Genomic DNA, 14639 nt, shown 5'->3' on the forward strand with positions numbered 1-14639 from the left:
ACTCTACTTAATATTTCATAATACTATTTGCACCAAACAATTTTATTTTTCTTCATCCAGAAATGACTTTTACAATTGACAGTTCTGAATACTGAAGGATAAATTGAAAAATATTTTTTGTCCTTTTTCAAATCCCAATTAGGCTTCACGTCCTTAAACAAATTTAACACAATCTGCTCTTTGCAACCACATGGACATTTAAAAACAACATACCAATATTCAAATTTATCAATATTACATTCTACGTAAACAATATTATCTTTTAAAAACTCAGGAGATTGTTTTACATATTCTAACCTATAAGTCCTTCTTTTAACAAAAAGAATCTTAAACCATTTTAATAATTTACTAAGCATTCTAAATGTTGATATTAGGCTGCTTAGCTCCAACACCTATATAATCTTTGTGAAGATTAAGAGTTGTTAATTCACATGCTGAATAGTTAACATCCCAATCACAAAAATTAATTACCGTTGAAGAATAAAATTTGTTTTCTTTATAACGAAAGGGATGAATCCTCGCTAATAATTCATTGACAGCATATGATGAACAAGTAGAGTTAACACTAATCACAGCAGGACTTTCTACAACTTCATTAGCAAAATAACTCTTTCTTTCTTCATATTCATCAGGAGACAACCTTTTAATACTATCTCTACTTAACTCATCTTCACTATACACTTTACGTTCTTGAAGAGTACTACTACCCGGATACAGGTAATGAATATTTGCAATAATACTATCTATACCTCCATTTTCATCAGTCAAGAATTGAACCCCCATATCAATTAGTGGAACTAAATAATACGTAGAAATTAAATTCAAATAATGCCTACCCTCGACAGAATCCATACAACCAAATAGAAAATCACAACTAGCAAGTTCATCAATTGTTTCTTGACTATTTTCCAACAGATTAGAATGACATATAACACTAGTACCTAAACCTATCTCGTTAATATGCCTCCTTAAAACATCAACTTTTAAAACGTTGTTTTTAGCATCTGAAATTTTAGTACCTAGGATTCTGTTCATATTTTTCTCTTCTACTACATCATTATCCACCAATACTAACTCTCCCACTCCTAGACGAACTAATTGCTCTATAAGAGGGCTACCTGTCCCCGAACACCCAACAACACCAATTTTCATTGACTTCAATTGATTTACTGTCATACTTCCAAATGCCTGAGAGTTTCTCTTGAACTCTTCTGGAACAAAATTTAACTGTTTAACTGAGTGGTATTTTAAAATATCATGACCTACAACTGTTATTTTTCCAACATCACTAAACTTTAAATCATTCCCTATAACTCGCCCTTTAATTTTACCACTTGGATACATTATCAAACTAGCATGAGGCCTATCATCGTCAGTCCAACTATAAACAGATTCAAAAAAATCTTTATCAGATTTATCATCATAATGTGAAAAATCTGAGTCCTCTTCAAAATGTGAATGTATTTTGATGATAGATAAGCCTGTACTGCACGCTTTTTCTAAAATATGTTCAACATCAATTGTTTTCCAAGCAACCAAATCAAGCTCTCTTTCACATTTTTCGTATTGAAAATTATAAATTTCATGTACAAATAAATAATCTTCTTTATTATTTGACATTCGTCCGCACAATGCAAAAGCAAGAGCTTCTAAACCATCTCCATTATGAAGATGGTTTTTTAACTCCGTATGCATTTCTTGAGTTATTTTAACATGCATAATCTAAACTATTTTTAACGTTTAGAAAATTCTAATTTCAAACAACTCTTCATTAAATCTAAATGCGTCTCTATATTATCAATATTAGAATCCCATTTGCTTTCTAAAGTTCTATGCCTAGACCATCTTTGATATACTTTGCCTTCGATTGTTTTATTTGTTATAGCTCCTATCGACTTACCATCCTTTCTAACTAATGGAGGATAAAAATAAAACATATCTAACTGAGATGTTGGGTAATGTGGGGGTATCATAATTGACACGTCAGATTTTGTTACATTATAACCCTCAGGGATTTCATAACCTCTAAAAATTAACCAATCAACACGACCCTCCTTCACTACAACGACATTTAACTTTTCCAAAAAAGCATTATCTTCAATCGTTAACTGTTTTATATTACTAACGAATCCTTCTTTACAATCTAATGCTTCTGTAATAAATCTTTCAACCCCGCATTCGGTTAGATCAATAACCTCTCCATCATTTACAATACGCTTCCCATTCTTAGTGAACATCCTTAAACGATTCGTCTTAGGATCTTTACCTACTAATTGTAATATTTCCTCCCTTGATAAGACATCATCTTCTACCTCAAACTTCGCTCGATTAATTTTTAATAAATACTTATAAGTTATATATGGTATTGACCCATTATTAAAGTAATCCTCTAGATCAAGTACACTTTGCTTATAAGGTCTAATTATAAACCTCTCAATTCCATTTTCTGTTAAATCAACTTTAACTAAAGGACCAACATCAATTTTACCTTTATTAGTTTTCATTTTTATAAAATGTGTATCAGAACTAGTTCCTAATAATTCGTGAAGTTCGTTACCAGTTACTAATTGCTGTTTGGTAACAAACTCCCCCTCATTTATATGAAATACATATTCGTATGCTATTTCTGGCTTCACTCCATTACAGAAACATTCTTTTAAATTTATTTTATTCTTCATATTAATATCTTGTTTATCTTTTAAATCTTCCATCCTTTTTGTTTATTTATTATAGGACATAATCTCTGTTTTTAAATTAAATACCTTTCGGACATGGTAGCAACCGACCTAATTGCTTTGTTTTCATTATCCCTAACAAAACATATAGATTAATAATTAATTACGTACTATACTGAATAGCAGTAGTTTTAGGGTTAAAAAAGAGTTTAAAACGGAGATGTTTTCTATTTAAGTGATTAATATTAAACCAAATAGAAAACCTAAGATTTGTTGAAATGAAGAATATTTCGTACATTTGTTTTGCGAGAAACAAAGTAGAGTTTGCTTTGGGTTTCCAGCCCTTAGTTATTCTCATATCACAAATCAGGTAGATTTTCTATCTGATTTTTTTATTTACATCCCATTCTTACAATTTAACGAACAGTCAGTTATCATACAAAGATAAACAAATATAGTTAACTATTGCGACTTTTTTTAAATTATACTAAAATGTTAACTCAGCTAACATTTTTTTAATATATTTGATTATATTTGTACAACACTCATGAAGTGTTATATAAATATAAAAAAGAGGTTAATCAACACATTAAAAGAGATTTAACTCTGGAATATTGCCTTATTACCAAGGTCGCTAATACTAATTTAGGATTAGCTTTTAAACAAAAAAACTCACATTTAATTTATTTTTCGAAAATTTAAAAGTTTTCAAATTTGAGTTAAGTTGCATCTAAATACGTTAGAAACTATTACAAATGACTGAAAAAACAAACCCTATTAACGAGTTAGTTGGTCAAAACATTAGAAGAATTCGTAAAACCAAAAAATTAGGTCAAAGTGAATTATCTTCTCTAACCACTGTAAGTCGACCAACTATATCTAACATAGAAGCAGGTAAATTTAATTTAACTATTTCTACATTGTTTGATATCGCTATAGCTTTAGAATGTAAAGTAGAAGATATTATACCGACCTTAGAAGACTACTACGCACTTACAAATGAGGTTAGCGAGGAATATCATCAGATAATTAAATCAGCATCTAAAAATATATCTAAAAGAGATTTAAGTATAATCAAAGGGTACCTATAATTTATGAAAGATAAAATCAGAAATATCGTAAAAAAAAGCTACAATCTTCTAAAAGAAAACAATGTTAATAGTCTACCTATTGATGTAGAGGCACTAGCACAGAAACTTGATATTAAGATTGATAAGCAGAACTTGGAAGATAATCTATCAGGTTTTTTTGTAAGGAAAGAAGGGAGAAATGTTATTGGATTAAACGAAAATCATTCAGAAGTAAGAAAAAGATTCACTATAGCACATGAAATTGGTCATTTTAACCTGCATTCTGAGCAACCCTTATTTATTGATTATTATCAAGAAAAGATTTACAGAAGAAACAAAAACACTAATGACGACTACGAAATAGAAAGAGAAGCTAATATATTTGCTGCAAATTTATTAATGCCTGAACATTTGATATCTCAGCAAATAGATAATTTGCCTGATAATTTGAGCTACGTAGAACAGGTTAACTGCTTAACTAAGGTATTTAATGTAAGTAAACAAGCAATGGACATAAGATTAAAGTCTCTTGGATATTTCGAATACAACTACTAGATATAGTTTTTACCATACATAATCTGTACAAATGAAACATCAAAAAACCTTACTTATTCTTACCGATTTCAAAAATTAGACGTTTTAGAAAAAACTAAGACACTAATAACGTGGTATTTACTTTCTACAATGTGGAGAACATATGAGGATTTATAAAAACAAAAAACCCTTAATCTATAAAATCAAATAGTTAAGGGTTTTTCTATGTACCTAGGGCGGGAATCACCAACAGCATTTCCAAACAATCTCAAAGATTCAAAAACAACCAACAAACCTAATAAAAACAATAAAAACAGAGTGTTATAAATTTAATAGTATTTAATCTAATTGTATAATTATGGGGAATATATGGGGAAAATATGGGGAAAGTTGTATTTTCACAATGTTCAAATATTTAGACAATGGCAACTATAAACCCAATTCTTAAAACCAAAGGAGCAACCTCAACGATTTATATTAGATTAAAAAGTGGAGTTAAACATGACTACACAATTTCCACAGGTTTAACAATAGACGGTAAAAAATGGAATCCTAAAACCAAAAGACCTAAAGAAACCACCGCCGAACTAAAACAATTAAAAAATATACTAGATACAATTGTCAGTCATATTCAAGAAAACTTAAATGACATTACAACGCAAGGACTAGAACCCTCTAAGAAATGGCTAGAAACCAATTACAATAGATTCACGAATAAAGAAGAAAAAGAACAAAACGCAAGCATTGAGTACTGGATTGAGTTCGTAATTGATAACTCGCATTTGTTTGAAAACAGCATCGGCGAAAAAGGTTTATCTAAAAACAGAATTAAACAATTAAACACCCTTTTAAATGTTTTTAAGAAATATCAAAAAAACCACGTTTATAAAATTATTGAGATAGACCAGTTCTTTTATGACAACTTTATACATTGGCAAGTAAGCAAAGAGGGTTACAGCCACAATACAGCAAAAAAATATTCAGATGATTTGATTGCAATTGGTAGACACGCGAGACGTTATAAAATACCCACATCACAAGAATTAGACTACATTAAAAGAATTAAAAGGAGAAACCCCAAACCTGTTGTTTTAGAGAATAACGAAATACAGAACATTGTAGAACTAACAATCACAAAAGAACGTCTTATAAACGCTCGTAAATGGCTTTTACTAGGTTTACAAATAGCACAAAGGGTAAGTGATTTGCTACCACTTACAGAAGACAACATAAAACATCATCCCGACTTAGACGGAGAACTGACAAAATGTTTTGTTTTTACTCAAAAAAAATCACAGGACACGAAAGAAATAGTAATACCAATTGATGAGGTCATTGAAGAAATTATAAAAGACGGTTTGCCTACTCCATTATCTGAACAACGTTTTAATGAATACTTAAAAGAAATTTGCAAACTAGCAGAAATAAACAAACCTACGGACGGTGCAATTACTCAAGTCGTAGAGATAGACGGCAAGATGTGTAAACGTAAAAAAGAGGGGATATTCCCTAAATGGCAATTAATAACCTCGCATACACTACGAAAAACAGCCACAACGCACTACTATCAAGTGTTTGGCTCTCAAGTAAAGCACATTACAGGACATAGCAAAGAAGAAACCGTAAATATTTACGTAAATCAAGATAGAAGCAGAAAACTATCACAGGTTAAAAAAATGAGAAACGAATACAATAAGTTACAAAAATCTAAGGAAGAACAAAAAAACCCAATAGACAACAAAATGACTGTAATCAAAAACGTCTCTAATCAATAAACACATGAAAAAAGAAGTCAAAGTAATTCAAATGTATGCTGCAAAAAATGCACGAGTACAAGAAATATTAGAGCAAATGAGATTGCAGATAATAGAAAATGATAGAAGGATAAACTTGATGCACTCCAAGTTCAAATTAATTTAATCTCTGTATTAAAATGAATTTGGAAGACAAACAATTACTCACGTTAAAAGTCCACCTTTTAGCCAAAGAATTAAATTACGACTTCTCTTTTAATACAAAATACTCCTACGATGAATTAAGAATGTTTATTAAAATTATTGAAAAATCAATAATAAACGACCTTAAAAGAAAACAACATGGATTAATAGACCTACTACATTCTAACAATATATGTATGAGTAAAGGTTGAAATAATTTAATCTAAAATACTATGAACACATAAAAAAATTGCTTCATGCTAAATAAAGATGATGTTTTTAACGAAAAATTAAAAGGATTAATATACGATTCTATACCTTCAAATAATCATTTAGATAAAGAAAAACTAACTAAACTATTTATTATTCTAAGTGATGACAGAATTTTTATTAAAAAAAATAAAAATTTTAGTATTGAGGATATACAAGAGAAAATAATTCGGCTTTGCGAAAACAACGAGGTATTAGAATACTTCTATTACTTTATTAAATTGAGTTTCTTTAATTCTGAAAAAGGAAGGTGGCAAATATTCAAAACAATCACAACCCTAAAGATGAATAAAATTGATAAACACACATTTGTTTACATACTAGATGCAATCAGTAATGAATCATTCATTAAAGTAAAATCACTTGAAAACTACATAAAAAAGATTGATGAACAAAAATATGGTAGTGACTGGAAACTTGAAATGATAAAAAAAAACGATTTAGACTTACTTCACGAATTAAAGAATTTGAAAATAAAATATATAAAAGGCTCGAACGAAGAGTTTATAGATTTTATAACAAATAACTTCAACTTCACATACTCAAGAGATACCCTAAGAAAATATTTCTATATTTCTTAAAAATAAAATACCCTACTATGAGGGGGGAGGACTTTTAATAATATGATAGAATTGTCATTAACATCAATATTTAATTGGTCAAGTTCGATTAGTACCTGTTAAGATTGAATAATTTTTTATTGATAACTAATTTATTAAATAGATTGAATTTTGTTGCATAACATTAAAAAACACAGTTATGCAAACAGTACAATTTTACCAAATAACACCCGAACAATTGCAAAGCGCAATTTTAGAAGGAGTTAAAAGTCAACTTTCAGAGTTTAAAAAAGAACTACAAAAACCCGAAGAACTTCTTACAAGAGAAGAAACTGCAAGTCTCCTAAAAATAAACAAATCCACGCTTTGGAATTGGCAACAACAAAACAAACTTATTCCATACTCTTTACAAGGACGCGTTTACTACAAACGTTCGGATATAATGAAAGCAATTATTAAACTGGAAAAATAATTGTACTATTATGGCAACACACATACCAACTCCGATAATTCATGTTTATAAAGAAATAAACATAGGAAAGTACACCAGCACAAAACACTTTGAACTCATTGAGGTTAAAAACGGAACTCCTACCCTATCAAACAAACTAAATCTATCTACAAATCGCAATTGCGCGTTATCTATGCCTATTTACTGGATAAAAGAACGAGAGGTAAATAAATGGGCGAAAAAATGGCTTACAGGTATGTTTAAGACTGAAACCAGTTGTTTGTATTACGGAGATACTCAAAAACGTAAAAACCTTTTAATATTTAAATACTGCAAGAGTCAAGGTAGTTTAAAAATTTACTTCTTTAAGAACTACTACACAAAAGACCTCAACGCAGTAAAGCACTTTATAACAGACTAATAACCATAAAAAAAGGAGGGTATTCAACTCCCTCCTTTATTCTGTTCAAATGTTAGGTAATTGTGGCAACGCATACCTACTACAAATATATTCTTTTACCAACATCAAAACAAAACACATCATTGTTTGATTACGTTAAAATATTACTAAAAAACCCTAATATCAGTTACATAAAAAACAGACCTAGTTTGGATTTTAAATTACTTGTATCAGAAAAAAATGGAGACTGCTCAGGCAAAACAGTAGCATATTATCATTATTGTAAAATAACTATTTACAGTAGCGGATTAGTCTATTTTAAGGGTAGCATACATAAAATGTGGAACTCTCTAAATAATGTTTTAGCACCCAACTACAATCCTACCAACTACAAAGGATTTAATGGCAATCAATACACGCTACAAGATTTATTAAATACTAGAAGACACCTATGTGAATTGCTATGCTGTGAACCTCAACAAATGGTATTTCAAAATATTGAGTTTGGATTAAATATAAACACTCTTTTTGATCCTCAACTATTTATTACAGGCTTACTATATCATCATGGTAAAGTATTTGAAACTGGTCACAATAGAAAATACAGAGAAGTAAGGCACAGCATATACAGGGTTAAGATTTACAACAAAGGCAAGCAGTGCGGAATGGATAAAAATGTTTTACGTGTTGAGGTGGCTTGTAAAAAGTCCGAAGCGTTCGAAAGCACAGGAATTGAAACTTTCGCAGATGTGAATTCGGAAACACTAAAAAAAGGATTAAAACTCATTTTAAAACGGCTTGATGAGGTTGTTTATTACGACAAGACTATATGCACTAAAACATTAACTAAAAGAGAAAAAACAAGTCTTTTAAATTATTCAAATATTAATTACTGGTTTGATACTTTAAAACCAAACAAAAGAGATTCACCCAAAAAAAAGTTGCAAGAATTCATCAATCAATACTCACAGAATTTACACGCCCAAATAAGGTCAAAATTACTACAAAGTGGGGTAATAAAAGACCGCCTTTCTGAAAACCAAAGTAGGGTAATAAAAGACACCTTGTATATAGGGGTAAATATTACCCAAAACACTACTCAAAATACACCCCTTTACAACCTTACAAAACCCAACATCAAAAACGAGATTGGAACATCTGTAAAAAATAGAAAGTGTTTGATTACTGGCATGGATATATCAATGCAAAAAAGAGATAGTATTTTATTATCACATACTGGGTTAAAATATCTTCTAAATGAAGACTATCAAAATTACTTAATCATTAAAAACAAATATTTATCTGTTAAATGGATTGGTGTTAACTTAGAAACTGAAATAAAAGAAATTGCACACAACATAAGAAACAAAAAAAGCAACTACTTGCGCACACACCAGTTCTCGAACAATCAACCTACATTATTCTAGACTTACCTTTAATAGTTCGTTGCTATCTGTTCTCGTGTGTATAAATTTAAAATCTCAAAAGTGACCAGTACTCGCGCGCGATAATTAAAACGTCATTATCTGCTAGTCTGTTTTTGCTATTCACAAATTCAATAGTTCGTGCTTATCTATTGACGAGTGTACATAAACATCCAACAAGATAAACCTGTTAATAAAAGTTAAGGTTATATTAATCAAAACGGAATTCCACCGAAAGTATGTTTATCAACGATAACACTGAGTTCGTCAATCTAAAAAGTTCAATAATCAATTTTAACAATAAAAAAATCAACTCTTTAGTCTTCTCTTTTTCTTTTCTATTTTTGCCCATTGCTTTGCTATTAAGAATTTAATGTGACAAATCTCTAACAACATAATGATCTGTGTTAGGACACAAAAACATCAAAAAACAACTGATAGTCAACTACTTAAAAAACACCCCTCTTCACACCCCCTGTAAACACTGGGTTTTTTATAGGACAAAAAGTATCTAAAAATTTACAAACTTATATTTAATCTAAATAGTGCAACAAAAAGCAAAAATCTCTATTTATATGCACGTAATATTTCCCTATCTGCTAACGTGTTTTAATTTTAAAGGTTTTTTAGACGTCGTAGCGCGTGAGTAACAAAAACAAATTGCTTACAAATGTCAATCTTTCAAAACATTATAGCAAATCAATAGCATTACTTACTAAAGAGTAATTAGAGGTCATACATAAACATATATGAAGATTTTACACCAACTATTACATACAAACAATACCTAGAACTTAGTTGAAAGAACAAGACTTCATTCGTATCTGTTCGCGCATTATGAGATTAAAAATCTCAGAAGTTATAACACATTTATAGTATTTAGAGGTCACTCGCGCGCGTATTGTTTCGATTAATCAAACTTATTTCAAGAACAAACTCAACAATAGAACTTTTATTTACAACACTTTCACTTTCAACAATATGGGGAATATATGGGGATTTATAAAAACAAAAAACCCTTAATCTATTTAAAATCAAATAGTTAAGGGTTTTTTCTTGTACCTAGGGCGGGAATCGAACCCGCACTTCCGAAGAAACTGGATTTTGAATCCAGCGCGTCTACCAATTCCGCCACCTAGGCATGGACTTGGGTTTGCAAATGTAAAAAAATATCGATGTTTTAACACTAGGTAAACAAAAAAATATTTCTACTTTTGCAAACAAATAAAAACACACTTAACAATACAAACTCAAATGTCTGTTAATCAATTAACTCCAAAAGTTTTTGCTTGTTCCCAAAGTACTGAATTAGCTGCATCTATAGCTAAACACTACGGAACAGAATTAGGAGATTTAACTGTTGCTAGGTTTAGCGATGGTGAATTTCAACCAACAATTAACGAAACCGTACGTGGAAGAAGAGTCTTTATCATTGGTTCTACTTTCCCAAACTCTGACAACTTAATGGAGTTGTTGCTTATCTTAGATGCTTGTAAAAGAGCTTCGGCAAAGCACGTGACGGCTGTAATTCCTTATTTTGGATGGGCTCGTCAAGACAGAAAAGATCAACCTCGTGTGGCTATTGGTGCCAAAATGGTTGCAAATTTATTAACAGCTGCTGGTGCAACTCGTGTGATGACCATGGATTTACACGCAGGACAAATTCAGGGATTCTTTGAAAAACCAGTAGACCACCTATACGGATCTACCGTGTTTTTACCTTACTTAGAAAGTTTAGGTTTAGAGAATTTGACTATTGCATCTCCAGATATGGGAGGTTCTAAAAGAGCTTATGCATATGCTAAGTACTTAAAAAGTCATGTAGTTATTTGTTATAAGCACAGAGCAAAAGCCAACGAAGTTTCTCATATGGAATTAATTGGAGATGTTGAAGGACAGCACGTTGTATTGGTTGATGATATGGCTGATACTGCCGGTACATTAACAAAAGCTGCGGATTTGATGATGGAAAGAGGAGCTTTGAGTGTAAGAGCTATTGTAACGCACCCTATTTTATCTGGTGATGCTTACGACAAAATCGAAAAATCTGCTTTAACAGAATTAATTACTTCAGATACTATTCCGTTAAAAAAGAAGAGTTCTAAAATAAAAGTACTATCTTGCGCTCCCTTATTTGCAGAAGTAATGGAAAAGGTCCAAAACTTTAAGTCAATTACGGATAAATTTATCATTTAATATATATTATGAAATCAATTACAATCAAAGGATCTCAAAGAGAAAGCGTAGGTAAGTCAGCGACTAAAGCCTTACGTAATGCTGGACAGGTACCTTGCGTTATATACGGAGGGGACAAAGTTTTACACTTTTCAGCAGAAGCAAAAGCGTTTAAAAACTTAGTGTATACTCCAAACGTGTATACTGCTAAGATTGATGTTGACGGTGAAACTTACGAAGCTATCTTACAGGATATTCAATTTCACCCAATCAACGATGCTATTACTCATGTAGATTTTTATCAATTACAAGCTGATAAAGAAATTTCCATGAACATTCCAGTAAAATTAGTTGGTAACTCTAAAGGAGTTATTGCTGGGGGTGCTTTACGTCAAAACTTACGTAAGTTAAAAGTAAAAGCAATTCCTGCTAATTTACCAGATATAGTAGAAGCTGATATTACTGAACTACAAATTGGAAACAAATTATACGTTTCTGCTTTAAGAAACGATCAGTACCAAATCTTACATAACGACAACACAGTTGTTTCTCAAGTAAGAATGTCTCGTAACGCTGCTAAAGCTACTACAGAAGAAACTGAAGAATAGTATTTACTATTTATAAACATAAAAGAGCGTTACTAAGTAACGCTCTTTTTTTATGTCATAGAATGTTATATTTGCTAAAAAAAGATGACATTCTTTTCCAAATGGCTTCAAACGAAACAACTCACAAACGAAACAGACTCAATGAAAAAATATTTAATTGTTGGACTCGGTAATATTGGAGCAGATTACGAAAACACAAGACATAATATTGGTTTTAAAGTTTTAGATGAATTGGCAAAGCAGCAAGACACTTCTTTTTCTACTGAAAAACTAGGTGATGTTGCTGTTTTTAAATTTAAAGGAAGAACTTTTATTTTACTAAAACCCTCCACTTACATGAACTTGAGCGGTAAATCCGTTAAGTACTGGATGGATAAAGAAAAAATCCCTCAAGAAAACATACTTGTTATTTCAGATGATTTAAATATCGACTTTGGAACTTTTAGACTCAAGGCTAAAGGAAGTGCAGGTGGGCATAACGGACTAAAAGACATCAACGAAAAGTTAGGCAACCAAAATTATGCTAGATTTAGATTTGGAATTGGTGCTGTATTTAGTAAGGGAAAACAAGTAAACTACGTTTTGGGAGAATGGAACAGCGATGAAGAGCGTTACTTTCCTGAATTGCTAGACAAGGCTTCTAAGCTTATTATTTCTTTTGGTACTGCTGGTATTGCCAACACAATGAACCAATACAACGGAAAACAGGTTGATGATATAAAGTAATATGGTAATTCTCAACTATTTTAAAAACATCAAAATTCCAAAAATTATTCTGTGGTGCTACCTACTCTGGTACTTAGTTATTATGGCAATATACTTTACCCCCTCGTTAAAACTTTGGACTAGTGCTGTGGGTATTTCTTGTATCATTGGGTTTGCTCTCGTGCTATCAACGAATCAGCAAGGTAAAAGACAAGATACTTGGAGCAAAGTAAGACTTTTTGTATTTCCTTTCTGTGTCTCTAGCTACTCGGCCACCATAAAGGATTATGATTTTGTTTTACTATTCCCTAGTAACAAACACCATTTACTCATTGCTTCTTTAGCCTGTTTACTATTTTTAACTATCGTTTTTGGAACAAAATTGGGGATTTCAATATCCTCTAAAACCACAAACAAAACAGATTCTATCTAAAATCAGACTTTTTCTTGATGATTGATTAGAATCGAATAATTTTCGACACTAAGCTCTAGCAAGGATTTCAATTTTAGAACAAAGAGGTTCTTTTCTAACAGATAATGCTTGTAAATTTTACGGAGACTAGTCCTTTTTTATTTAACAAAATCTTAATTGAATAAATGGTAACCGAAATCTGTAAATTATTTACTGATCACTAGCAAACCACTCTGCAAACGAACTACTTGTTTCTTGTAGTTTTAAAGAATGTAGTGTGATATGCTCTGGAAGTCTATTTTTTATTTTTTCAGCAAAATCTAAAATCATCATTTCGCTTGTAGGCTGATAATCTACTAATATTACATTGTGCCCTCTGTCCTGTAATTCTTTCGCTAGTTCTACGTGAGGTGTGTTTTTGTTAAATACAGTAGCATGATCAAAAACATCTTCTATTTCCGATTTTACAATTTTTTTCAAATCAGTAAAATCAATCACCATCCCGTTTTTTACATGATTAGCATCATTGATAGGTGAACCAATTACGGTTACGTAAAGCTTGTAACTGTGCCCATGTACGTTTCTACATTTACCATCGTACCCATGTAACGCATGACCTGTTTCAAAATCAAACTTTTTTGTAATTCTTATTTTGTTCATCTTATTTATTTTTAAACTGAGATAATGCTTTTTTTGTTTCTTTAGACAACACCAATTTTCCGCTAATTGTCGCTTTTTCTTGTAACAAATCAGACCAATGCTCTGTATCAGCCCAAAGTGCTTTTTTTAATTCATTTAAGGCCTCTAGATTATAACTAACTAGATCCTCCAAATATTGATTGACTCCGTGAGTCAAATTGTCAATAGACGGATAGATTTTATGAAACAAACCGCTATTATTAGCCCAAACAGCAGTTTTCCATTCTTTAGGATTTAATGTTAATGCTGTAAAGTTTGACAAACCTACTTTTCTTGATACTGCGGGTTGAATAACAAATGGCCCTATCCCAATACTTAATTCTGATAATTTTATACTCGCGCTTTCCGTAGCAAATACGTAATCACTAGCTGCCGCAATTCCAACACCTCCTCCTACTGTTTTTCCTTGGACAGAAGTTACTACTATTTTATCGCAGGTTCTTATGGCGTTAATTACGTTGGCAAAGCCCATAAAAAAACTAGTACCAGTCTCCAAATCATCTATCGCTAATAATTCATCAAAAGAAGCACCTGCACAAAAAGCACGCGCTCCACTACTTTTTAAGTGAATTACACGAACCTCATGGTGCTCTCCGCAAATGAGTATCGCTTTGGACAATTCTTTAAGCTGAAGACTATTTAGAGAATTACTAGCAGGGTTAAAAAACTCTATCTCCCCAATATGATTTTGAATGGTTGTTTTTACAAATGCTTCCATA

The 14639-nt window shown here is 31.2% G+C and carries 18 protein-coding genes and 1 tRNA gene; 13 read left to right on the forward strand and 6 right to left on the reverse strand.

Translation table 11 applies throughout. The features are described from left to right. Window positions 1-23 precede the first annotated feature (23 nt). The 3 genes from ACXGQW_RS05485 to ACXGQW_RS05495 are packed head-to-tail and all read right to left on the reverse strand — an operon-like array spanning window position 24 to window position 2711. Window positions 24-356, reverse strand: coding sequence for a DUF6527 family protein (locus ACXGQW_RS05485; RefSeq protein WP_457824091.1), 333 nt, complete (start codon window positions 354-356; stop codon window positions 24-26). Between the two features lies 1 nt (window position 357). Then, window positions 358-1719 (reverse strand): ThiF family adenylyltransferase, encoded by a 1362-nt coding sequence (locus ACXGQW_RS05490; protein ID WP_457824092.1) that lies wholly within the window; start codon window positions 1717-1719, stop codon window positions 358-360. Window positions 1720-1733: 14 nt separating this feature from the next. Further along, entirely contained in the window at window positions 1734-2711 is a 978-nt protein-coding gene (locus ACXGQW_RS05495) for a multiubiquitin domain-containing protein (RefSeq protein WP_457824093.1), read from the reverse strand. A 719-nt stretch (window positions 2712-3430) separates the two neighbouring features. Here ACXGQW_RS05495 and ACXGQW_RS05500 point away from each other — a divergent pair. The 9 genes from ACXGQW_RS05500 (at window position 3431) to ACXGQW_RS05540 (ending at window position 9324) form a co-directional block, all read left to right on the forward strand. After that, a complete protein-coding gene (locus tag ACXGQW_RS05500; RefSeq protein WP_457824094.1) occupies window positions 3431-3766 on the forward strand; it encodes a helix-turn-helix transcriptional regulator in 336 nt (111 codons plus the stop codon). A gap of 3 nt (window positions 3767-3769) precedes the next feature. Continuing rightward, a complete protein-coding gene (locus ACXGQW_RS05505; protein ID WP_457824095.1) occupies window positions 3770-4300 on the forward strand; it encodes an ImmA/IrrE family metallo-endopeptidase in 531 nt (176 codons plus the stop codon). Window positions 4301-4701: 401 nt separating this feature from the next. Further along, window positions 4702-6054, forward strand: a complete 1353-nt coding sequence (locus ACXGQW_RS05510; protein WP_457824096.1) for a tyrosine-type recombinase/integrase — start codon at window positions 4702-4704, stop codon at window positions 6052-6054. Window positions 6055-6058: 4 nt separating this feature from the next. Further along, a complete protein-coding gene (locus ACXGQW_RS05515; protein ID WP_457824097.1) occupies window positions 6059-6199 on the forward strand; it encodes a hypothetical protein in 141 nt (46 codons plus the stop codon). Between the two features lie 13 nt (window positions 6200-6212). After that, window positions 6213-6428 carry a hypothetical protein gene (locus tag ACXGQW_RS05520; RefSeq protein WP_457824098.1) on the forward strand — a complete coding sequence of 72 codons (216 nt, stop codon included), beginning with the start codon at window positions 6213-6215 and terminating at the stop codon, window positions 6426-6428. A 45-nt stretch (window positions 6429-6473) separates the two neighbouring features. Next, window positions 6474-7067, forward strand: coding sequence for a hypothetical protein (locus ACXGQW_RS05525; RefSeq protein WP_457824099.1), 594 nt, complete (start codon window positions 6474-6476; stop codon window positions 7065-7067). 178 nt (window positions 7068-7245) lie between these two features. Next, a complete protein-coding gene (locus tag ACXGQW_RS05530; protein WP_457824100.1) occupies window positions 7246-7518 on the forward strand; it encodes a helix-turn-helix domain-containing protein in 273 nt (90 codons plus the stop codon). Between the two features lie 10 nt (window positions 7519-7528). Further along, window positions 7529-7918: a hypothetical protein gene (locus ACXGQW_RS05535; protein ID WP_457824101.1), complete on the forward strand. Its 390-nt coding sequence runs from the start codon at window positions 7529-7531 to the stop codon at window positions 7916-7918. 62 nt (window positions 7919-7980) lie between these two features. Continuing rightward, a complete protein-coding gene (locus tag ACXGQW_RS05540) occupies window positions 7981-9324 on the forward strand; it encodes a hypothetical protein (protein ID WP_457824102.1) in 1344 nt (447 codons plus the stop codon). 1056 nt (window positions 9325-10380) lie between these two features. Here ACXGQW_RS05540 and ACXGQW_RS05545 read toward each other — a convergent pair. Continuing rightward, a tRNA-Leu gene (locus ACXGQW_RS05545) sits at window positions 10381-10462 on the reverse strand. A 113-nt stretch (window positions 10463-10575) separates the two neighbouring features. On the opposite strand from ACXGQW_RS05545, the gene ACXGQW_RS05550 reads away from it, so the two are divergent. From ACXGQW_RS05550 to ACXGQW_RS05565, 4 genes are all read left to right on the forward strand, one after another. Further along, the gene (locus tag ACXGQW_RS05550; RefSeq protein WP_457824103.1) at window positions 10576-11517 is read left to right on the forward strand and encodes a ribose-phosphate pyrophosphokinase; all 942 of its coding nucleotides are present in this window, start codon (window positions 10576-10578) and stop codon (window positions 11515-11517) included. 8 nt (window positions 11518-11525) lie between these two features. Further along, window positions 11526-12104 carry a 50S ribosomal protein L25/general stress protein Ctc gene (locus ACXGQW_RS05555; protein WP_457824104.1) on the forward strand — a complete coding sequence of 193 codons (579 nt, stop codon included), beginning with the start codon at window positions 11526-11528 and terminating at the stop codon, window positions 12102-12104. Between the two features lie 141 nt (window positions 12105-12245). Continuing rightward, complete coding sequence (gene pth / locus ACXGQW_RS05560) at window positions 12246-12830, forward strand: aminoacyl-tRNA hydrolase (protein WP_457824105.1); 585 nt, start codon at window positions 12246-12248, stop codon at window positions 12828-12830. A gap of 82 nt (window positions 12831-12912) precedes the next feature. Further along, complete coding sequence (locus tag ACXGQW_RS05565; RefSeq protein WP_457824106.1) at window positions 12913-13242, forward strand: hypothetical protein; 330 nt, start codon at window positions 12913-12915, stop codon at window positions 13240-13242. A gap of 189 nt (window positions 13243-13431) precedes the next feature. Here the strand turns inward: ACXGQW_RS05565 and ACXGQW_RS05570 are convergent, their stop codons facing one another. Further along, entirely contained in the window at window positions 13432-13881 is a 450-nt protein-coding gene (locus ACXGQW_RS05570) for a 6-pyruvoyl trahydropterin synthase family protein (protein WP_457824107.1), read from the reverse strand. 1 nt (window position 13882) lies between these two features. Further along, window positions 13883-14638 carry an enoyl-CoA hydratase/isomerase family protein gene (locus tag ACXGQW_RS05575; RefSeq protein WP_457824108.1) on the reverse strand — a complete coding sequence of 252 codons (756 nt, stop codon included), beginning with the start codon at window positions 14636-14638 and terminating at the stop codon, window positions 13883-13885. Window position 14639: the final 1 nt, after the last annotated feature.

It is taken from the genome of Wenyingzhuangia sp. IMCC45533, assembly GCF_054111225.1.

Bases quoted from the DNA above. Each gene is read 5' to 3' on its own strand.
- ACXGQW_RS05485 (WP_457824091.1), bottom strand. From the start codon at position 356: ATGCTTAGTAAATTATTAAAATGGTTTAAGATTCTTTTTGTTAAAAGA.
- ACXGQW_RS05490 (WP_457824092.1), bottom strand. From the start codon at position 1,719: ATGCATGTTAAAATAACTCAAGAAATGCATACGGAGTTAAAAAACCAT.
- ACXGQW_RS05495 (WP_457824093.1), bottom strand. From the start codon at position 2,711: ATGGAAGATTTAAAAGATAAACAAGATATTAATATGAAGAATAAAATA.
- ACXGQW_RS05500 (WP_457824094.1), top strand. From the start codon at position 3,431: ATGACTGAAAAAACAAACCCTATTAACGAGTTAGTTGGTCAAAACATT.
- ACXGQW_RS05505 (WP_457824095.1), top strand. From the start codon at position 3,770: ATGAAAGATAAAATCAGAAATATCGTAAAAAAAAGCTACAATCTTCTA.
- ACXGQW_RS05510 (WP_457824096.1), top strand. From the start codon at position 4,702: ATGGCAACTATAAACCCAATTCTTAAAACCAAAGGAGCAACCTCAACG.
- ACXGQW_RS05515 (WP_457824097.1), top strand. From the start codon at position 6,059: ATGAAAAAAGAAGTCAAAGTAATTCAAATGTATGCTGCAAAAAATGCA.
- ACXGQW_RS05520 (WP_457824098.1), top strand. From the start codon at position 6,213: ATGAATTTGGAAGACAAACAATTACTCACGTTAAAAGTCCACCTTTTA.
- ACXGQW_RS05525 (WP_457824099.1), top strand. From the start codon at position 6,474: ATGCTAAATAAAGATGATGTTTTTAACGAAAAATTAAAAGGATTAATA.
- ACXGQW_RS05530 (WP_457824100.1), top strand. From the start codon at position 7,246: ATGCAAACAGTACAATTTTACCAAATAACACCCGAACAATTGCAAAGC.
- ACXGQW_RS05535 (WP_457824101.1), top strand. From the start codon at position 7,529: ATGGCAACACACATACCAACTCCGATAATTCATGTTTATAAAGAAATA.
- ACXGQW_RS05550 (WP_457824103.1), top strand. From the start codon at position 10,576: ATGTCTGTTAATCAATTAACTCCAAAAGTTTTTGCTTGTTCCCAAAGT.
- ACXGQW_RS05555 (WP_457824104.1), top strand. From the start codon at position 11,526: ATGAAATCAATTACAATCAAAGGATCTCAAAGAGAAAGCGTAGGTAAG.
- pth (WP_457824105.1), top strand. From the start codon at position 12,246: ATGAAAAAATATTTAATTGTTGGACTCGGTAATATTGGAGCAGATTAC.
- ACXGQW_RS05565 (WP_457824106.1), top strand. From the start codon at position 12,913: ATGGCAATATACTTTACCCCCTCGTTAAAACTTTGGACTAGTGCTGTG.
- ACXGQW_RS05570 (WP_457824107.1), bottom strand. From the start codon at position 13,881: ATGAACAAAATAAGAATTACAAAAAAGTTTGATTTTGAAACAGGTCAT.
- ACXGQW_RS05575 (WP_457824108.1), bottom strand. From the start codon at position 14,638: ATGGAAGCATTTGTAAAAACAACCATTCAAAATCATATTGGGGAGATA.